At 71.2% G+C, this 19,500-nt stretch carries 14 protein-coding genes and 1 pseudogene; 1 reads left to right on the forward strand and 14 read right to left on the reverse strand.

The window, feature by feature from the left end:
- Positions 1–96: 96 nt before the first annotated feature.
- The 13 genes and pseudogenes from DE149_RS02135 to coaD all read right to left on the reverse strand — a co-directional run.
- Positions 97–665: pseudogene (locus DE149_RS02135) on the reverse strand (transposase); the annotation flags it as partial.
- 111 nt (positions 666–776) lie between these two features.
- Positions 777–2,903: an acyltransferase family protein gene (locus tag DE149_RS02140; protein ID WP_158530775.1), complete on the reverse strand. Its 2,127-nt coding sequence runs from the start codon at positions 2,901–2,903 to the stop codon at positions 777–779.
- Positions 2,904–3,227: 324 nt separating this feature from the next.
- Positions 3,228–7,145, reverse strand: a complete 3,918-nt coding sequence (locus DE149_RS02145; protein ID WP_158530776.1) for a glycosyltransferase — start codon at positions 7,143–7,145, stop codon at positions 3,228–3,230.
- Positions 7,146–7,758: 613 nt separating this feature from the next.
- Positions 7,759–9,003, reverse strand: a complete 1,245-nt coding sequence (wecC, locus tag DE149_RS02150; RefSeq protein WP_113913875.1) for a UDP-N-acetyl-D-mannosamine dehydrogenase — start codon at positions 9,001–9,003, stop codon at positions 7,759–7,761.
- 91 nt (positions 9,004–9,094) lie between these two features.
- Positions 9,095–10,876, reverse strand: a complete 1,782-nt coding sequence (locus tag DE149_RS02155) for a glycosyltransferase (RefSeq protein WP_113913876.1) — start codon at positions 10,874–10,876, stop codon at positions 9,095–9,097.
- Positions 10,873–12,060 carry a glycosyltransferase family 4 protein gene (locus DE149_RS02160; RefSeq protein WP_113913877.1) on the reverse strand — a complete coding sequence of 396 codons (1,188 nt, stop codon included), beginning with the start codon at positions 12,058–12,060 and terminating at the stop codon, positions 10,873–10,875. Before DE149_RS02160 ends, DE149_RS02155 begins: the two co-directional genes overlap by 4 nt.
- Positions 12,050–13,195 (reverse strand): LCP family protein, encoded by a 1,146-nt coding sequence (locus tag DE149_RS02165; RefSeq protein WP_113913878.1) that lies wholly within the window; start codon positions 13,193–13,195, stop codon positions 12,050–12,052. Before DE149_RS02165 ends, DE149_RS02160 begins: the two co-directional genes overlap by 11 nt.
- A 49-nt stretch (positions 13,196–13,244) precedes the next feature.
- On the reverse strand, positions 13,245–14,162 hold the full coding sequence (gene mutM, locus DE149_RS02170; RefSeq protein WP_113913879.1) for a bifunctional DNA-formamidopyrimidine glycosylase/DNA-(apurinic or apyrimidinic site) lyase: 918 nt from the start codon (positions 14,160–14,162) through the stop codon (positions 13,245–13,247).
- A 4-nt stretch (positions 14,163–14,166) separates the two neighbouring features.
- On the reverse strand, positions 14,167–14,829 hold the full coding sequence (gene rnc, locus DE149_RS02175; protein WP_020621711.1) for a ribonuclease III: 663 nt from the start codon (positions 14,827–14,829) through the stop codon (positions 14,167–14,169).
- Between the two features lie 73 nt (positions 14,830–14,902).
- Positions 14,903–15,106: a 50S ribosomal protein L32 gene (gene rpmF, locus DE149_RS02180; protein WP_002856390.1), complete on the reverse strand. Its 204-nt coding sequence runs from the start codon at positions 15,104–15,106 to the stop codon at positions 14,903–14,905.
- 2 nt (positions 15,107–15,108) lie between these two features.
- Positions 15,109–15,681, reverse strand: a complete 573-nt coding sequence (locus DE149_RS02185; RefSeq protein WP_002856392.1) for a DUF177 domain-containing protein — start codon at positions 15,679–15,681, stop codon at positions 15,109–15,111.
- 174 nt (positions 15,682–15,855) lie between these two features.
- Complete coding sequence (galU, locus tag DE149_RS02190; protein ID WP_113913881.1) at positions 15,856–16,770, reverse strand: UTP--glucose-1-phosphate uridylyltransferase GalU; 915 nt, start codon at positions 16,768–16,770, stop codon at positions 15,856–15,858.
- Between the two features lie 68 nt (positions 16,771–16,838).
- Complete coding sequence (gene coaD, locus DE149_RS02195; RefSeq protein WP_060974363.1) at positions 16,839–17,312, reverse strand: pantetheine-phosphate adenylyltransferase; 474 nt, start codon at positions 17,310–17,312, stop codon at positions 16,839–16,841.
- Between the two features lie 132 nt (positions 17,313–17,444).
- Here coaD and DE149_RS02200 point away from each other — a divergent pair, with 132 nt between their 5' ends.
- Complete coding sequence (locus tag DE149_RS02200) at positions 17,445–18,698, forward strand: aminotransferase class I/II-fold pyridoxal phosphate-dependent enzyme (RefSeq protein ID WP_113913882.1); 1,254 nt, start codon at positions 17,445–17,447, stop codon at positions 18,696–18,698.
- Positions 18,699–18,935: 237 nt separating this feature from the next.
- On the opposite strand, the gene rsmD is transcribed toward DE149_RS02200, so the two are convergent.
- Positions 18,936–19,499 (reverse strand): 16S rRNA (guanine(966)-N(2))-methyltransferase RsmD, encoded by a 564-nt coding sequence (rsmD, locus tag DE149_RS02205; protein ID WP_063190358.1) that lies wholly within the window; start codon positions 19,497–19,499, stop codon positions 18,936–18,938.
- Position 19,500: the final 1 nt, after the last annotated feature.

The following is a 19,500-nucleotide window of genomic DNA, read 5'->3' on the forward strand; positions in this document are numbered from 1 at the left end:
CTACCTAACCCCAGCCGAGTACGCTCGGCAGTGCACCCATCAAATGGAAACCGACGACTCACAGAACGTCCGGACCGAATGAAGGGGGCGGCTCACTCCGATCCCCGCGCGGGTCATGAGGACCCAGACGAGTCGGCTCGAGCAGGGAATGTTCATGCCCATGGTGAGCTCTGCGTGGATCCGGCGGTAGCCGTAGGTGCCACGAGAGGCGATGTGGATCTCGCGGATCAGTCCAGTCAGCCAGCGTCGGCGGAGCTCGGTGGCGCTGATGGGACGCTTCCGGTAGCGGTAGTAGCCCTGGCGAGAGACGCCCAGAAGGCAGCAGCAGGTGTGCACTGGAGCTCCGGCGTCGACGAGTCTGTCGATCACCGGGTGCACCCTTTTGGGTCCACTCCTCCCTCCTCGTCGAGCCATGTCGCAGCGCGGCGGAGGATCGCGATCTCCTGCTCGAGCTGCCGGACGCGACCGCGAGCCGCGCGGAGTTCGGCAGACTCGCGACTGCTGAGTCCAGACCGGCGGCCGTGGTCGATGTCGTCCTGTCGGAGCCAGGTGTGGAGGGTGACCTCGTGGATACCGAGGGCCTGCGCGGTCTGCTTGACCTGTCGGCCTTCGCGGACCAGAGCGATGGCCCGGGCACGGAACTCTGGAGGGTACGGGCGGGGCATGGGATGAGCCTTCCATGAAGACCATCGGCTAGCGACGTCAACTGGAAACCGACCCATAGGTCAGGTCAGACTGTCACCTACACGTGCACCAGTCCCCTCGCCGCTTGGACCTCAGGGCAAGAGCCTCTGGACCTGCCCCTCGAGGTAAGGAGCGAGGGTCTTCCCGAAGGTCCCCGTCAGATGGTTCGAGTCGGAGTACACCACCGCGCCTCCCACCACAGGGGCACAGACCGGGCCTGGACAGATCCAGTTGTTCAAGTCGATTCGGGCCACTCCCGTTGACCTGTCCAATGCCTCGGAGAGATGGGGGGTTCCGGAGGTGCCCACCCCCGCAGCCTTCGGACTCGTGCAGGCCCCGTAATCGTCCGGATGTCGTTCCAGGCATTTCGGAACATTGGTCTTCGCCCCCGGCGGGTCCAGGATAACGCCGACGGCGCTCCCGGTGCTGTCATGGAGCGTCTGCCACGCGTCGGCCAGGCCGGCAACCGCAGTGGTGCTTCCCGCCACGTCGTATCGGGCGGATGACACGAGGATCAGGTCCGGCTGCACAGCCCCCAGGGCCTCAGGTAGAGCATCGTTCCAGGCATCGCACTCACTGTACGGCCGCCCACCACCGTCCCCCGTGCGCACAACGGTCGCAGTTGTGACTGGGCAAGCGCTCTTCAGGGCCGTGACGACATGCCAGCCGTTCTTCTCTGCCGCCGGTATCAGCGCCGAACTCCAGTGGGCTGCGTGCGAGTCGCCAGCCAGGACGACGACGGTGTCCGACTCCTCGTCGCCGTAATGGCAGAAGACCGGCTCACGAGCGGCATCATTTTGCTGACAGCCGTCGACCGCGGCACGCGCCCTGTCCTTGGGCGCCACGGCAGGGTCAGGAACGACACGGGACACATGGGGCAGCTCGGCGACGGGGTCCACCCCCCGTTGCACCGAACCGGCGCCGGCCACGGGCGTTTCAACGCCTTCCCCTCCCTGCGTCGCGGTGATTCCAGCTCCCAGAACAGCTGCGCTCATGGCCGCTGTGGCGACCATTCCAATGACTCCTCGAGCCAGAGGCTGACGCCGACCCGCGAGGAACGAGCCCTTCATCGCGGGCACCTCGAGCCACCGCCGCAACAGCCACGCGAGTCCCACTGATGCCGCCGCGAGGCCGAGGCCGGCCGCCAACGACAGTCTGCCCTCGGGTGCCCGCCACGCCGCCATGGTGAGGAGGGGCCAGTGGACCAAGTACAAGGAGTAGGAGAGGTCCCCGACCCACTGCATGGGTCGTGTGGCCAGCAGCCGCGCGGGGTGCCAGCGTGTCGATCCGTCCTCGTGGGCTCCGGCAAGGATGACCAGGGCAGAGCCGACGACCGGAAGAAGGGCAGCCGACCCGGGGTACGGCGTCTGCCCGGTGATCACGACGAGCGACGCAGCGATCATCCCCAGACCGATCCACCCCAGCGTTCCGCGGACGCGGGACGGAATGACAGGCATGATGACGAGGGCCGCGGCCAGGCCTGCGCCGACTGCGAGTTCCCAAACCCGCGTCGTCGTCACGAAGTAGGCGGCGCCCGGATCCGAGGCGGAGAACATCACGGAGTGCACCAGCGACACGGCGCCCACGCCAACGGCCAGCACCACGACCCGACGCGCTGCCGCAACCGAGTCCGAGGCCGAACGAGAGCGGACGGCGCCTCCGCGGGAGCGCAACCCCGCGAGCCCCACCGTGACCATTGCGATCAGGAGCGGCCAGACGAGGTAATACTGCTCCTCCACCGCGAGGGACCAGTAGTGCTGGAGTGGGCTGGGAGCCTCCTCCTGCGCGAAGTAGTCGGTGCTCTCCCCAGCGAAGAACCAGTTCACGACGCTGAAGACGGCTGCGACGGACGCCGAGCCCAATCGGCGCCACTCAGAAGAGGGGTAGACGGCCAGCCCGACGGCGAGCGTCATGATGATAACGATCAGCGCCACCGGCAGAATGCGCCGCACTCGCCTGGTGTAGAACTCGACCAGGTCGAGCCGACCTGTCCGGTCGACCTCCTTCAGGAGTAACCCCGTGATGAGGAACCCGGAGATGACGAAGAAGACGTCCACGCCCACGAATCCGCCCGGAACCGCTGTGACGCCCGCGTGGAAGATGAGCACGACGAGCACCGCGACCGCCCGGAGCCCCTGGATGTCCCCCCGAAAGCGGTGCAGCCCGAGTCCAGGGGCCAGCGGGGTCGGTGATGCTGTTTGCGTCATGGGGCTCCTCATGGGCCGCTCCTGGCGGCACAGAAACAATCGCATAGGGTATTGATCGGCTTCGCGATGACTGTAGACGACCCGAGCCTCAGATCCCCGCGCTCTCAAGTGCCAGCAGGCGGTGCGAGGCCTCGTGGGCTAGATCAGAAGGGCAAAGCCCTTAGTCAGCACCCAAGAATGTCCTTCCCCGCGTTGGGGCGGACGAAGCAGGCTGCTTCCCCGCCTCACCCAGCCCTCCGAGGTCCAGAGGCGACCTCGTCGCATGCGTACGACTGTGGCCACACCTTCACTGCGCTGGCCGCACGTGGAGAGAGGTCAGCCACCTCCGGTGGGGTGTCACGCCTCGCAAATGATCTCCGACCAGCGGTCGAGGCTCGCTCGACCCGAGAATCGCTCCTCGGTTTCAGCGCGGGCAGCCCGAGCCGCAACGTCGTATTCCTCCTGGTCTCGGAGCGCCAGGATGGAGTCTCGCATCTCGTCCAGGTTCGAACTCAGCCACTCAGCTGGGAAGAGGCGGTCAGCTCCGGGCCATGTCAGCACCCGAGGCACCGCACCGTTCATCGCGCCGTCGACGACGGTAAAGTGAAACGACTCGAAGTCGGAGACAGATAGCGCGACGCCGATGGATCCATACCAGCGCTCGAGCTCCTCCCGTTCCGAGCTGAAGCCGTCCAGGTGCACCGCACCTCGAAGCACGGGGTCCTCCTCAAGCCGTCGACGCAGGTCCTCGTAGTACCGCATCTCCTCTGGACGCGCCGCCATCCACGGATAGTCCTCGGGCTGCCGCCCCTTCACGCGCAGCACGTAGCGGTCGTCATGCGCCCGCAGAAGGGCGAGCAGCTCCACCGCGCGATCGAATCGCTTGCCTCGGGGCACGATCCCGACCATCCCGAGGACGAACTGTCGCTGGGCATGTCCTCGGAACGTGCCGGCGGGCCGGACGATGTTTGGGATGACCTCGGCCGGACGGCCCGCCACTCCACGGAAGCGTTTCGCTGCATCCATGATGTGCGGGGCGACGAACACGAACCGGTCGACATTCGCCAACGCCATGCGTGAGAAGTACGACCGGAAGAGCTCCTGGGAGTGCACCCGGACGATCAGGGCCTGGTCGTCGCGCTTGTGCTGCGAGTACCACGCCGCGTTGCCCAGCCCCCACTCGCACAGGACGACGTCAGCCCACGTGACCAACTCGTGACTGAGATCCTCGTCATGCTCCTGGTGCGAGGACCACTGGTCAATGCGTACGTCGTGTCCGTCAGCACGGAGGCGATCGATGATCTCCCCCGCGAACTTCAAGTCGTGACCGGCGACGACCACGCGGCGGGCACCCCCGGGCAAAGTCTGCTCATCAGCGGCGGGGACGGAGGGTGCGTGGGTGGCGGCCTCCTCCAGAAGACCACGCCGGACAACGACACTCCGCCCGTCCCCGTCACCGCGCGCCACGGCCATGACGGCGTCCTGGGCGGCCGGAACTTCGTCGGACACCATGGCCAGCGGAGTGGAGAGGTCATGGATCGGCGACGAGTCCAGCACGGCCTCGCTGCACCCGGAGTCCATGAGGACGTCCATGAGGTCTTCCAGGACAACTCGGTCGAGCGGCACGCCGCTCCAGGTGGCCGTAATCGCCGACACACTCGTGTCGTCCAGGTCCTCCGGTGACAGGAGGCGAATCCCCACGTCCTGCAGAGCGGACCTGATCTCCTGTGCGACACCCGCGGCCCGAACGGCAGCGGGAGGACTCGTCTGGGAGAGCAACCCCTGCCAGTCAGCCGACGCCGCGGAGCCGGTCAAGTTCACCACCACGTCCGGACGAGTCGACGGGCACACGTCCAGGCCCAGCCGCCGGAAGAGGACGAGGAGCCGATGTTCCAGCGTGTGGCTCCGCCGGACGAATCGCCGCAGGTTCCATCCCTGCAGGTTGCGCAGCTCGGCGTCTGCCAGGAGCGCGTCCATCGCGGCGGAGGCGGTGGAGATTCGACCGAGGGTCGGCACTAGGCCCCGGAACATGTGGTTGAGCGCGGCTGAGGGGCCCGAGGCTACCGCGCCACCGACACAACCGATCTCCACGACCCTGCGGGAGAACATCGTCTCCGATTCGGTGACGGAGTTGACATTGATGTGGAGGGGGTAGCGACGGTAGGCATCGATCATCTCCGAATAAGGCAGCCCGCCTTCGACGAAGGGAGCGAGTTCATCCGGGAACCGGTAAGGCGAGTCGGCGATGTCAGCTTGGCGGTCGAAGATCGTCACCCCATGGGGCTGCGCGGCACTCAGCAGCATCCGGAGCACCTCGGAACGGTCCTTGTAGCGGTTGCCGTAGTACGAGCCGGCGTACATGACCGGGCGATCCGTGACCGCCGGTCCATCCGTGACGGGATGGTGCAGCTCCGGCTGCGCGAAGAACGGCATGCTGCCCACCTGGGCATCGGCTTGCTCCATCTGCTCCTGATACCGGGGGATCGAACGATTGTCCGTGGTGAGGACCAGGTCGAACAGACGCGCGTTCTCGATGAAGCGGGCGAAGTGGACCGGATCCTCCTTGTTCCAGAACACCGTGGGGATGCTCCATTCCCGGCAATGCGCGAGCAGGGCGCGCAGGGCGGAGGATTCCTCGTCGCTGTAGTGTCCGACCCCTCTCGCCCATTGGCCGTCATTACCCGACCACGCCGACTCGACAAAGAGTGCGTCGATCGGGCCCTCACCCATCTGCTCCGGCCAGCGGTGGCGGTCGAGGGTCACGACATCGACCGCGAGATTGAGGGACGACGTCGTGAAGGTGTCTGCAATGACGGCCACGCGGAGGGATCCGACAGTGCGCGATCCGGCGGGGTGGTCCACTGCGCGGCGTTCTGCCGCAGCGAGGATGCCGCCGCCCAAATCGGCGCCGAGGACGCTCCACCGCCTGCGGTCCATCACCCAAGACCGCCCCGCACGTCCGAGGTCCGCGCGCCGTTCCGGATCCTCGATGAGCGATTCCAGGGTCGCGGCAAGAGCTCGCACGTCCCCGGCGGGGAAGAGCTGGGCACCTCCGCACTCCTCCGCGAGACTACGCAGGACGGGCAGGTCCGACAGGACGACCGGGACACCGGCGGCCAGTGCCTCGAGCGGCTTGAGCGGGCTCACGAGTCGAGTGACTCGCGTCGGAGTGCGGGGACATGCGACGATGTCCACCCCATTCATGAGGACTGGAATCTTGTTGGCGTCGATCCGACCGAGGAGGCGGTACGACAGCTTCTCCCCCCGCTCCTCGAGGATATCCGTGATGCGAGGGAGGACGGGACCGTCCCCAGCCAGCACGAGCTCGAAGTCAGATCGCTCCTCCGCAAGGAGAAGGCACGCTTCCACCAGGTCCTCGAGGCCCTCGTAGGCGACCATGGAGCCGAGGTAGCCGATGACAGTCCTGTCCGGCTCGGTGGCGAGGGACCGATGAAGGTCTCCGACGGCGGGGAGGGGCTGGAACTGAGACGGGTCGACGCCGTTGGGCGTGACGGTCATGCGCTCGAGCGCGACACCTCGACCCGCGAGTTCCTCGCGCATCTCGGACGTGAGGACGAAGACATGGTCCGCCTCCGACATGACCAGGTCCTCGAGGGCCGCCGCGAGCTCCCCGCGTTCCTGCAGTCCTTCTTCACCGGGTGCCAGCGCGTACTCCCAAAACCCGCGCACCTCATAGGTGAAGGGCAGTCCCGTAAGGCGGGCGGCGATCAGGGCCGGCAGGGCAGTGATGTGGTTCGACGCCGCGTGGACGTGGGACGGCCGATTCCGCGCGATGACCCGGAGATAGGAGTCAACGGCACTCTCCAAGTAGGACTGGAGCGGCTGACGACGCAGCGAGGGCCCAAAGGAGAAGACGTGCTCTATGCCGTCCACGCTCTCCACGAACGAGTGCTTTCGCTTAGCGCTTCGCACCGCCTTCGCATCCCAGGGGAAGCCCGGTCGCGCAGCCACGACCACGTCATGACCCGCGGCCCGCATCCCTCCCACGATGCCTCGGGTGCGGATCGCGTAGCCGTTCGACTGATACGGATGTACGCCATGGGCGCAGTAGAGCACCCGGCCCTTCTCCGAGCGCTGGGCGTAGCCCAATGAACGCGCCGGCACACGGGGAGGAGAATTCAACATACGGGCCTGCTCGGACACATTGCGGGCCAGGTACATCTGCCCCGGGGTGAACTGCTCCGCCAGTTGAGGATGCTCGACCAGGAGGCGGTGGGGCTCCAGAAGCTGCCCGTCGGCGTAGAGCGCAGCCACGAGGGCATGGAGCGACGTCGGGCTTTTCCTCTCCGCCCAGTGTTCGCGGCACTCCGACAGTGTGCGACCCACGACCTCCGCTCGATCTGCGACTCTGCTCGCGCGAGCGCCCTGCGCTCCCCCCGGCGCGGCGCCTCGCAGCACGCGCCCGCGCGTCGCGTCCGACAGTGCCCACCACCTACGAAGACGGCGTCGGGCACCCAGGGCCTTGTTCCTCCCTGCCCGCGCGGCTGCGCGACGTGCGTGGTAGATCCGCCGACGGATCTCTGCCGCACGGCCCGAGTTGAGTACCTTCAGGCGGCGCGCCGCACCCGCTGCGGGAACGGGGCGGACCCCCGGCTCGTCCTCACCCGCGTGTGCGGCACTCCCTTCGCCCGAAGGACGGGGCGTGGCGGTGACCTGGCGAGGCTGTACGCCCCGTACCCATGACGTGCGCGTCACGTATCGGACCTTCACCCCCGCGGTCCGGTTGGTCCACAGGGCGATCTCGTCGGGCTGTCGCACAGATGTCTCCTTGGGCTGTCGCACCTCAGACGGGGTGCTCATCAGGGTGCGTGCGTGCGTCGTCGTCCGGACGGTGATCCTGGGAGAGTGGCAGGCGTGCACGGTCCGGTCAGCGCCACTGTCCGCGGGTGTCGATCACGTGCTTGCCCTCGGCCGCGGACGCGAGGCCCGCGAAGGCATCGTGGTCCACAAGCAGGAGGATCACGTCCGCGCGCTCGATGGCCTCCTCGGCGGACACGAATTCGACGTTCTCCTTGCCCTGCAGCCTGTCGGGCAGCTCGTCCACGTGGGGCTCCGCCACCAGGACCGTCGAGGCGGAGAACTGGTCTGCCAGCTCCACAGCGATGTTCAGCGCCGGGGACTCACGCAGGTCGTCGATGTTCGGCTTGAAGGCCAGGCCGAGGGCTGCCACCACGGGGGTGCGGCCGGTGGCCTGCAGCACGTCGAACGCGGCGGCCTTGGCCTGGTCGATCACCCACTTCGGCTTGCCGTCGTTGATCTCGCGGGCCGCACGGATGATGCGGGCCGTCTGCGGTGCGGCGTCGACGATGAACCACGGATCCACGGCGATGCAGTGGCCGCCCACGCCGGGGCCCGGCTGGAGGATGTTGACACGGGGGTGGTGGTTGGCAAGCTCGATGAGCTCCCACACGTCGATCCCCAGGTCGGAGCAGATCAAGGACAGCTCGTTCGCGAAGGCGATGTTCACGTCGCGGAATGAGTTCTCCACGAGCTTGGCCATTTCGGCCGTGCGAGTGTCGGTCAGGAGGATCTGACCCTCGCAGAACGTCTCGTAGAGCGCCTTGGCGCGCTGCGCGGCGCGCGGGGTGGAGCCGCCCACGATCCGGTCGTTGGTCACCAACTCCACCATGACGCGGCCGGGAAGCACACGCTCCGGGCAGTGGGCAAAGTCCAGGGTGGCGCCGTCCAGGTCCGGCCGTGCCTCGCGGATGACGGCGGCCATGTGCTCGGTGGCGCCGGGGGGCGAGGTGGACTCGAGGATCACGAGTTCGCCGCCGCGCAGCTGCGGGGCGAGACCGCGGGCCGCAGCCTCGATGTAGCCGAGGTCCGGCGAATGGCCGTCCTTGAAGGGCGTCGGGACCGCGACGATGTACGCGTCGGCCTGCGGCGTCTTCATGGACGCGGACAGGCGACCGGCCTTGACGTTGCGCTCCACGAAGTCCGCCAGGTCCGGCTCCACGAAGGGCACGGTGCCCGCGTTGACCGCGTCCACGGTGCGCTGGCTGACGTCCACGCCGTGCACACGCACGCCGTTCTCCGCCAGGATGGCAGCTGTCGGCAGCCCGATGTAGCCCAGGCCGATCACAGCCACGTCCTTGATCTGCGTCGTCATCTAGAGGTCCTCGTTCGTCTAAGCGGTGGCAAGGGCAGAATCCGGCGCGGGCCGGACTCCCCGTGATGCTCTGTCGAGTATAGGGATTAGTTCAGGCAGACGGCGCCGTCACGCCCAGGCGCCGGTAGAGGGCGTCATAGCGCCGGGCGTTCGCCGCCCAGGTCCGATGCCCGAGCACCCACTCCCGCGCCCTGGCTCCGAGGCCGCGGGCCGCGGCGGGGTCGTCGAGTAGCGCCGCCAGGGCGGCGGCCCACACCTCCGGTTCCTCGGCCGGCAGCACCCGTCCGGTCACGCCGTCCTCGACGATCTCGCTCAGCGCAGGCAGGTCCGAGACGAGGACGGGCCGGGACGTGGCCATGGCCTCCAGCGGCTTCATGGGCGTCACCGCCCGGGTCACGCCCGTGTCCTTGCGAGGCACGCAGAAGACGTCGAGGGCCTGGTGCCACACGGGAGCCAGGGAACGGTCCACCCGTCCCGGCGCGAGCAGCCGATCCTCGATCCCCAGGTCGGCCGCAAGCCGGCGGAGGGCCGGCAGGGCAACGCCGTCCCCCACCACGGCCAGCCGCAGGCGCGGCCTCTCGTCGACGAGCGCGGCGACGGCACGCACAAGGTCGTCGAGTCCCTCGTACGGCACCACGGAGGAGACGGTGCCGACGATCTCGTCGTCCATGGACAGCCCGAGACGGCGGCGAGCATCCTCGCGTGGGGCGGGCTCCTCCAGGAAGGCGCCCCCCACCCCGTTAGGGCTGAGCACGACGGCGTCCCGGTCCATGCCGGCCGCGGCGATGCGGCGGGCCATCTGCTCACCGAGCGTCACGACGCCGTCGGCAGAACGCACGGCGTCGTCCTCGCGGGCCGTGAACAGGGCGTAGCGCTCGGAGCGCAGCGCCTCGGGTCCGCGCGTCGAGGCCCAGGTGTCCGCCAGCTGCCCGCGCACCTCGTACACCCACGGGACGCCCACGGCCTCCGCGACCGCGCGGGTCACCACGGCGTTGACCCAGTGGGTGGTGGTGTGCAGGACCGCCGGGCGGCGCTCGAGGACCAGATCGAGGAGCATCCGCGCGTGCTGAGCCAGCCGTCCGTCGAATCCCCGGGCCAGGCTCGAGGGCAGGAGGCGGTGGTACACGATGCCGTCCACCATGTCGCGTCGGGCGGCGGTGAGCACGCCGGTCTGGACCGGCCAACCGAGCCGGGTGACGGCCTCTACGTGCCAGCCCTCGTCCCGCAGCGCGCACGCGAGGCTGTGGCTGCGTTGCGCGTATCCGGAACCGGTGTGCGGCAGGGAGTTGGTCAGGACGAACAGTGCCGAGCCCGGGCGGGGCCGATATCCAACGGCCCGGTCCCGGTCTGCCCGCGGCAACGGCAGGGCGCCCCCGCGCAGAGCACGCACCTCGGAGGCGAGCCGGGCTCGCACGACACCGTCCCGGCCGGTGCCGCCGAGCAGGGAGATGGCCGCCTCGACGTCACCGCGGTGCCAGGCCACGCGGGCCCTTGCGGCGGCCAAGCCCGGCGTGTCGACGGGCACGGCGTCGAGGACGGCTTGGGCCCGGTCAGGCTCCTGCGCGGCCGTGAGCACGTCCGCCAGTCGCACCCGATCTGGCGCGCCGGCGGACGGCAGGACCGTCTCGACGTGCTCGAGGAGGTCCACGTGCCGGCCGGCGGCCGCGAGACCCACGGCGCCTAAGACCACGCCGGGGCGTGCGGGCAGGGACTCTGCCAGGCGCCCCAGGCCCACGCGTGCCGCGAGCGGCAGGCGACGGCTGATCTGCAGGCCCAGGACCGCCGGGTCGTCCCGCAGGTGGTCGACCACCGTCCGCAGGACGAGTGGCGCGTGGCCGAGTGCGCGGACGGAATCGAGGAGGATGGAGGTCATGCGTGTCTCCTGTAGTCGGGGACGAGCTGCCCCAGCAGCCGGACGTAACGCCGGGCGACGCTCGGCAGGTCCGCGTGCCGTCGGACCCACGGGCGGCCGCCCTCCCCCACGTCAGTGCGAGCCGGATCGTCGGCGAGCGCGGTCAGATGCGCGACGAGGTCAGCTACCCGTGGGCCGATGACGTCGGCTCCCCCGGCGTCCTCGAGGGTGCGGGCCGCCTCGCCGGTGACCATCCCGGTGACGTGCCGGCCGACGGCGAGCACCTCGTAGGTCTTCGACGGCACCGTGTGGCGGAAGCTGGGCCAGTCGGGCCGCAGCGCCACGACGAGTGTGTCCGCCCAGGCGTACTGGGCCGCCGCATCCTCGCCGTAGCAGGCAGGAAGGATCTCGGCCGGGGAGCCGAGCTCCGCGTTACGCGCCTCGAGCTCGCCGCGCCGAGTGCCGGCGCCGACGAGCCGGACCCGCACCCCTGGCCGGCTCTGGCGGAGTTCGGCCGCCGCCTCCATGAGCCGTTCGAGCCCCTGGCTCTCACCCATGTTGCCGAGGTAGAGGACGTGCAGGTCCCCGGGCTCGCGCCTCCGAGCAGGTGCCCACGCCAGGCCTGCGAGTTCGACGCCGTTGCACAAGGTCTCGGCACGCTCGACCCCGCGCCCGCGCAGCGTCTCCGCGAAGCCGTCCGTGACGGTCACCACGAGTCGGGCCGCGCGCTGGCCGCCGGTCACGACGCGCTCCATCGCGGCGCCCAGCAGGCCCTGGTGGACCCCGGCCTCGTGGGCGAGATCCGGCCAGGCGTCGCGCATCTCCAGCACGAGGGGACGGCGCCAGAGGCGGGAGAGCACGACGCCGGGCACCACCACGGGCAGGGCGGGCACGGTGGCCACCACCACGTCCGGGCGTCGGGTGGCCATCCCGCGGGGGATGGCGAGCAGGGCGTGCACCACCGCCTCGGCGAAGCGACCGTTGCGACCGGCCTCCCCCAGGGGCAGGCGAGGCGTGGGCAGGACGCGTTCGCCGTCGGGCCCGGCGAAGCGGCGCACGCCCCCGGGCGCGACGACGTCGACGTCCCAGCCCGCCGACCGCAGCGCCGCCACGACCGCGCCCCAGCGACGCGCGGGCGGGGTGCGCTCGGGCCGGTAGGAGTGGGAGACCAGCAGGAGGCGGGGGCGGCGCGGCTCAGTCGTCACAGGGGTCCTCCCCGAGGGCGGGTGCGGGCGTGGTGCCGGTCAGCAGGGTCAGCACGGGGGCGGGCCCGCCGGCGGCCTGGGCCTTCTTCTCCTTCTTGGGCTCGTGCTCGTCGACATAGCGCTGGACGTCGTCGTCGGCGAGGGCGGAGCGCAGGTCCGCCAGCTTGTCCTCGTCGAGCTCGACGATGGCGTCGCCGTTCGGCCCCTCGGCGAAGCCCTTGCGAGGCACCGTGAACATCTCGACGTCCTCGCCGCGGACGTCGCGCAGCTGCCACGCGAGCGAGGCGATGACGCCGGACGTGAGCCCCTCGTCCACACCGAGGTGGTCGGAGAACGTGGCGACGACCTCGGTGGTGCGGGCGGGGTTGCCCAGGATCTGCGGGCTGAGGAAGCGGTCCATCGCCCCGGCCAGGTAGCGCTGCTGGTTCTTCACCCGGGTGACGTCGCCGTCGTCGAAGGCGTGCCGTTCGCGCACGTAGCGCAGGGCGGCCGTGTCCTGCAGCAGGATGTGCCCGCGCGGGTAGTACGAGGGGTTGGCCTGACCGGAGGAGAAGGCCTGCGGGTTGCAGACCTCGACGCCGCCCAGCGCGTTCGTCACGCCCCGGAACCCCTGGAAGTCGACCTCGAGGACGTGGTGGATCGGCACTCCCAGCAGCAGCTCCACCGTGTCCACGGCGAGCGCGTAGCCGCCCCTGTCGAAGGCCGAGTTGATCTTCGCCTCGCCGTGGCCGGGCACGGTGACCCACGAATCCCGCAGCACGGACATGACGTAGACCTGGCGACGGTCCGCGGGGATGTGCACGAGCATCATGGTGTCCGAGCGCTGGCCCATGTCCTGCTCGCCCTCGCCCTCACGGGAGTCGGAGCCCAGGACGAGCACGTTCAGCGGGCCGTCCCCGGCCGCCTGCTCGAGCGCCCCCACGTCCACCGTCTGCCGGTGGTCGTCGAAGGTGCGCCCGAGCGAGCCCGCGTACCAGGCGCCCAGACCGAGCAGCGCCGCCAGCAGGACGGCGAGCACGCCGACCACCCACGGCCAGCGCCGGCGGCGCCGCGCGACCGGCGGGGCGTCGTCGCGCGGGGACTCGGGGCGCGGCAGGGGCTCGGGCGTCCAGGACGCGGCCGGGGGATGGCTCACTCGGGTCTCCTGCTCGAGGTCGGGGTCAGCCCAGTCTACGGACGCCTCATCAGGCGTCGGCGGTCGATGCCCGGCGACGGCGCGGCCTGGGCTGGCAGCGCGGGCACAGATGGCTCGCACGGTTCATGAACGGCTCGCGGACGATGCGGGAGTCAATCCCCTCGGCGGCGCAGCGGCGACACGGCTGCCCGGTCCGCCCGTAGGCCGCCAGGGAGCGGGCGAAGTAGCCCGATCGCCCGTCCACGTTGACGTAGAGCGCGTCGAAGCTCGTGCCCCCCACCTCCAGGGCCCGGCGCATCACGTCCTGGACGGCCGCCAGGAGGCGCAGCGTGTCAGCCCGTCGCATGCGCTCGGTCGGGCGCTCGGGGTGCAGGCGGGCGCCCCAGAGGGCCTCGTCTGCGTAGATGTTGCCGATCCCGGAGACCAGCGACTGGTCCAGCAGCGCGCGCTTGAGGGTGGAGCGGCGGCGCGTCAGGCGCGCGTGCACGGCCACGGGGTCGAACAGCGGGTGCAGCGGGTCCAGGGCGATGTGGGCGGCCGTGGTGGGGATCCGCTCGCCCCCGGCGGCGTCGTCGGGCCGCAGCGCGTCGAGCCACCAGCCGCCGAAGATCCGCTGGTCCACGAACCGCAGCTCGCGGGCGGAGCCGTCCGCCGCGGTGACGGGCAGGCGCAGGCGCAGGTGTCGCTGGTCGGCGGCCCCCGGTTCGTCCACAAGGATCTGCCCGCTCATCCCCAGGTGCACGACGACGGCGTCGTCGCCCTCGGCCAGGGGCAGCCAGAGGAACTTGCCGCGGCGAGCCGGCTCGGCCAGCTGGGCGCCGCGCAGCCGCTCCCGGAGGGCGTCCGCACCGCCGGGGCTGCGACGCAGCGAGCGGGGGTCGAGGACCTCGAGCTCCGCGGCGACGGCGTCCGTGGCCCACCGGGCCAGGCCGCGCCGGACGACCTCGGCCTCGGGCAGCTCCGGCACGGGCTCAGCGCCCCGCGGCCGGCAGGCCCGCCTCGAGGGCGGGCCAGGAGGCGGCCGCGGCGTCCCGCTCGGCCTGCTTCTTGGAGCTGGCGACGGCGGAGCCGTACTCGCGCTCGCCGACGACGAGGGTGGCCCGGTAGCGGGGGTCGTGCGCGGGGCCCTGACCCTCGATCGCGTAGCGGACGGCGCCGAGACCGTGCCGGCTGGCGGCCTCGGCCACGACCGTCTTCCAGTCGGTGCTCTCGCGCAGCAGGTCCGGCTCGTCCAGCAGCGGCACCACGTGGCGGTGCACGAGTGCGGCCGCGGCCACGGCACCGTGGTCCACGTAGACGGCGCCGATGAGCGCCTCGAGGGTGTCGGCGAGGATCGAGTCCTTGTCCGCCCCGCCGGTGCGGCGCTCCCCCGTGCCCAGGCGGACGAACGGGCCGATGCCGATCCGGCGCGCCACCTTCGCCAGGGCACGCGTGGACACGACGGCGGCCCGGCGGCGCGCGAGGTCGCCCTCGGCCAGGTCCGGGTACACCGTGAAGATGTGGTCGGTGACCACGTAGCCCAGCACCGAGTCCCCGAGGAACTCGAGGCGCTCGTTGGTGGGCAGCCCGCCCTGCTCATAGGCGAACGAGCGGTGCGTCAGAGCACGTTCGAGCGTCCCGGCGGTGATGTGCACGCCGAGACGCTCGAACAGCTCTTCTGGCTCGGGCGCGGGCTCAGGCCTGCGGCGAGCCGATGGAGACGCCATCTCAGGCGTCGGCGACCTTGCGGCCCTTGTACTCGAAGAACAGGGGGGTGCCGGCGGCGTCGGTCTTCAGCTCGGCCTGATGGGGCAGGCGGTACGAGACGCGACCGTTCTCGACGGACTTCACCAGGGCGGGCGCGGTGGCCTTCCACTGCGACCGGCGGGCACGGGTGTTGGCACGGGACATCTTCCGCTTCGGGACTGCCACGACTATCTCTCTTCTGTCTCGGTGATGGAGGTCTCTGAGGTGCCCGCGAGGTGGGCCAGGGCGGCCCAGCGCGGGTCCACGCGCTCGTGGGCGTGCCCCTCGGGCGCGTCCTCGAGGCGGATGCCGCAGTCGGCGCACAGGCCCTCGCAGTCCGGCCGGCACAGCGGCTGGAACGGGAGGGCGATGACCACGGCGTCCCGGAACACGGGTTCCAGGTCCACGGTCTCGCGCACCACGAGCGGCTGCTCGCCGGCGTCGTCCTCGGACGTGCCGGTGAGGTACAGCTCCTGCAGGTCCACGGTGATCCCCTCGTGCAGCGGGCGCAGGCAACGGCCGCACTCGCCCTTCAGGGTCGCGTCCGCGGTGCCGGTGACGAGGACGCCCTCGTGCACCGACTCCAGACGCAGGTCCAGTTCGACGGGGTCCCCCTCGGGGATCCCCAACAGCGGCGTGGAGACGCCCGCAGGGGCGGGCCACTCGGCCGTCAGCTCGCGCTGGACTCCGGCCCCGCGCGTCAGATCGCGCACGGGGATCACCCACGGCGAGTCGGCGCCGTGGTGCTGGATGCTGTCCATGGTCGCTCCTCTCGGCGGGTGGGACGGCGGGGGTACACGGCCCGTCCGCACGCCCTCTGCGGGGGTGCGATGCGGCCTGGACACGGGTCCAGCCACGACGGACCGACAGCCCATCCTACCGGGTGGGTCCGCCTCGGCCAAAGCCGGCGGCGGTCCGCGCGTCGCCGGCCCGGCTCAGAGCCCGGCGGTGAACTCCCGGAGCCAGACCCGCAGGTCGGCCCCGAGGTCCTCATGCCGCGTCCCGAACTCGATGACCGCCTGCAGGTAGCCGAGCTTGTCCCCCGTGTCGTAGCGGCGGCCGTCGAAGACGACGGCGTGCACGCCGCGGCCTTCGCCGTCCTCCGTGGCCAGCCTCTGCAGCGCGTCGGTGAGCTGGATCTCCCCGCCGCGGCCGGGCGGGGTCTCGTCCAGCACGTCGAACACCTGCGGGACCAGCACGTAGCGGCCGATGATCGCGAGGGTGGAGGGGGCGTCCTCGCGGGCCGGCTTCTCCACGAGGTCGGTGACGCGGACGACGTCGTCGCGTTCCCCCGGCACGGCCTGCACCGCGGCCACGCCGTAGGCCGAGACGGCCTCCTCCGGCACCTCCATGAGGGCGATCACAGAGCCGCCGAGGCGCTGCTGCACGTCGATCATGCGCTCGAGCAGCGCCTCGCCGTCGCCGATGATGTCATCGCCCAGCAGGACCGCGAACGGCTCCTCGCCGACGTGGCGGCGTGCGCAGTTCACCGCGTGGCCGAGCCCGAGGGCCTCGCCCTGACGGACGTAGTGGATGTCCCCCACCAGGTCCGACTCGTGGATCTGCGCGAGCCGCTTGGCGTCGCCCTTGTGCTCCAGCGCGGCCTCCAGCGCGGGATGGCGGTCGAAGTGGTCCTCGAGGGCCCGCTTGTTCCGGCCCGTGATCATCAGCACGTCCGCCAGGCCCGCACGCCGGGCCTCCGTCACCACGTACTCGATGGCCGGCCGGTCCACCACCGGCAGCATCTCCTTCGGCATGGCCTTGGTGGCCGGCAGGAAGCGGGTGCCCAGGCCGGCGGCCGGGATGACGGCCTTGCGGGTGCGGGGGCGGGAGGGGGGCGGGACGGTCATCGGCGGTTCTCCTGCGGTTGATGCGGTGGGACGAGCGGAGGGGTGGCCCGCGGGCGGGCCGGGTGGGGTCAGGCCCCGCCGTCGAGGCCGCGCAGGACCGCGGCCGGGACGAACTCGGCGACGTCGCCGCCGAGTCCATGGACCTCCTTGATGAGCGAGGAGGACACGTGGGTGTACCGGGCGTCGGCCGGGAGGTAGACCGTCTCGACCCCGGTGAGGTGGCGGTTCATCGCGGCCATCGGGGCCTCGAACTCGAGGTCGGCGCCGCCGCGCAGCCCCTTGACGATCGCGTCCGCGCCGATCTGCCGACAGAACTCGGCCAGCAGGCCCGGGCCCATGGGCCGGACCGCGACACCGGCGAGGGAGGACACCGTCGCCTCGATCATGGCGATGCGCTCGTCCACGCTGAAGCGGTACGTCTTGGCCGGGTTGGCGGACACGGCGACCACCACCTCCTCGAAGAGGTTCGCGGCTCGCGCGATCACCTCGACGTGCCCCATGTGGAGGGGATCGAACGAACCAGGGCAGACGGCACGACGCATGGGTGCCAGCCTAGCGGGGGCCGCGCCGAGCGGCGACGGACGCCCGTCCGGTCCGGCTCCGGCGCGTCACGGTCGTGACGGACGCGGCATGCGCCGCCGTGTGCGGTCCGCGACGATGGGTACAGTGCGGCCATGGACGGAACCCAGCCCACCCCCGGATCGGCACGGCACGACGTCGACGTGGACGCGCCGTGGCGTCGCACGGCGGCGGCCGCGGGCCTGCTCGGCGACACCGGCCCCGTGCCCACCGTGTTCGAGACGATGACGGGCCTCGCCGTCGAGCACGGGGCCGTGAACCTCGGCCAGGGCTTCCCCGACGCCGACGGCCCCGACGCGCTGCTGCGCCTGGCGGCCGACGCCGTGCTGGCGGGCCCCAACCAGTACGCCCCCGGCACGGGCGACCCCGTGCTGCGGCAGGCCGTCGCGGAGCACCGCCGGCGCCACTGGGGCGTGACGGAGGACCCCGCCACGCAGGCCATGATCACCACGGGTGCCACCGAGGGCATCGCCTCGACGGTCCTGGCGTTCGTGCGCCCGGGCGACGAGGTCATCACGGTCGAGCCGTTCTACGACTCGCACGCCGCCACGATCGCCCTGGCCGGCGGCCGGCACGTGAGCGTGCCGGTGGAGGCGCCGGACTTCCTGCCGGACCCGGCGCGGGTGGCGGACGCGATCACCGACCGCACGCGCCTGCTCATCGTGAACACGCCGCACAACCCCACGGGCGCGGTCTATCCGCGGGAGCTGCTCGAGGAGCTCGTGGCCCTGTGCCGGTCCCGGGGCGTGCTGATCCTCTCGGATGAGGTCTACGACCACCTCGTCTACGAGGGCGAGCACGTCAGCCTGCGCTCGGTCGCGGGCGCCGAGGACATCGCCCTGACGGTCTCCAGCGCGGGCAAGGCGTTCGCGGTCACCGGCTGGAAGGTCGGCTGGCTGACCGGCCCGGCCGAGCTCGTCGGGGCCGCGCGCGCCGTCAAGCAGTTCCTCACCTACTCCTCCGGCCCCGCCTTCCAGCGCGCGCTGGGCGCCTACCTGCCCACCGACGACGCCGAGCGACACCTCGCCGGCCAGCGCGAGCGGTACCGCGACGCCCGGGATCGGCTCGTGGCGGGCCTGCGGGAGGCGGGCCTGGACCCGGTCGTCCCGGCGGCGGGCTACTTCGTCGTCGTGGACCTGGCCCCGTGGGGTGTGACGGACGCGGCCGAGGCCGCGGTGCGGTGGACGCGTGAGGCCGGCGTCACGGGCATCCCCGTGGGCGCGCTCTGCCGCCCGGACGGAGGCCACCTGCGGTCGTGGCTGCGGCTGGCGTTCTGCAAGTCTCCCGATGCGATCGACGAGGCGATGCGCCGCCTGGCCGAGGCGGCCCCGCGGCTGCGCGCGGCCTGACCCCCGACGCTTTCGTTGACGAAACGGCGGTCCCCAGAGCATTTTCGTTCGGGAAACGGCGGTCCCCGGAGCACTTGCGTTCGGGAAACGGCGGCCGCCGTGCTCGCGGTTCGGTGCTGAGCACAGTCCGTTCCGCCCTCTCGTCGCCCCAATGAGAACGGGACGAGACGCCGCCGTTTCCCGAACGAAAACGGGCCGAGACGCCGCCGTTTCCCGAACGAAAACGGGTGGGTGGGGTCAGCGCTCGTCCTGCCAGAGGTACAGGGCGGTCTCGCCGTAGACGCGCACCTCGACCTCCTCGAGGCCGCGCGGCCGGCGCGGCGCCGCGTCCCGGGCCGCCCGCTCCAGCACGAACAGCCCGCCCGGGGCAAGCCGCCCGGCCGCCGCCTCCAGCACGGCCTCGAGCGGCGCGCCGGCCACCGGGTACGGCGGGTCGGCCAGGATCAGGTCCACGGGCGCGGCCTCCGCCGCGAGCGCCTGCTCCACGCTCCCGGCGCGCACGCGCACGACGTCGGCCCCGCGCGCCCGGTTGACCAGCGCGGCGTTCGCGCGGCACGCGGTCACGGCCTTCCGGTCCCGCTCGACCAGCAGCACCGATGCCGCTCCGCGGCTGGCGGCCTCGCACCCCAGGGCGCCGGAGCCGGCGTAGAGGTCGAGCACGGCCGTCCCGTCCAGCCAGTCGCGGGCCTCGAGCCACGAGAACAGGGCCTCCTTGGTGCGGTCCGTGGTGGGGCGCGTGCCGGTGCCGGGGACGGCGGTCAGGGGCCGCCCGGCGGCCGCGCCGGCGATGATGCGGGACATG

The organism is Micrococcus sp. KT16, assembly GCF_003315015.1.
Taxonomy (GTDB): domain Bacteria; phylum Actinomycetota; class Actinomycetes; order Actinomycetales; family Micrococcaceae; genus Micrococcus; species Micrococcus luteus.

Coding starts and splice junctions, on each gene's coding strand:
- DE149_RS02140 (WP_158530775.1), bottom strand. CDS start 2,903: ATGAGGAGCCCCATGACGCAAACAGCATCACCGACCCCGCTGGCCCCT.
- wecC (WP_113913875.1), bottom strand. CDS start 9,003: ATGACGACGCAGATCAAGGACGTGGCTGTGATCGGCCTGGGCTACATC.
- DE149_RS02155 (WP_113913876.1), bottom strand. CDS start 10,876: ATGACCTCCATCCTCCTCGATTCCGTCCGCGCACTCGGCCACGCGCCA.
- DE149_RS02185 (WP_002856392.1), bottom strand. CDS start 15,681: ATGGACAGCATCCAGCACCACGGCGCCGACTCGCCGTGGGTGATCCCC.
- galU (WP_113913881.1), bottom strand. CDS start 16,770: ATGACCGTCCCGCCCCCCTCCCGCCCCCGCACCCGCAAGGCCGTCATC.
- coaD (WP_060974363.1), bottom strand. CDS start 17,312: ATGCGTCGTGCCGTCTGCCCTGGTTCGTTCGATCCCCTCCACATGGGG.
- DE149_RS02200 (WP_113913882.1), top strand. CDS start 17,445: ATGGACGGAACCCAGCCCACCCCCGGATCGGCACGGCACGACGTCGAC.
- rsmD (WP_063190358.1), bottom strand. CDS start 19,499: ATGTCCCGCATCATCGCCGGCGCGGCCGCCGGGCGGCCCCTGACCGCC.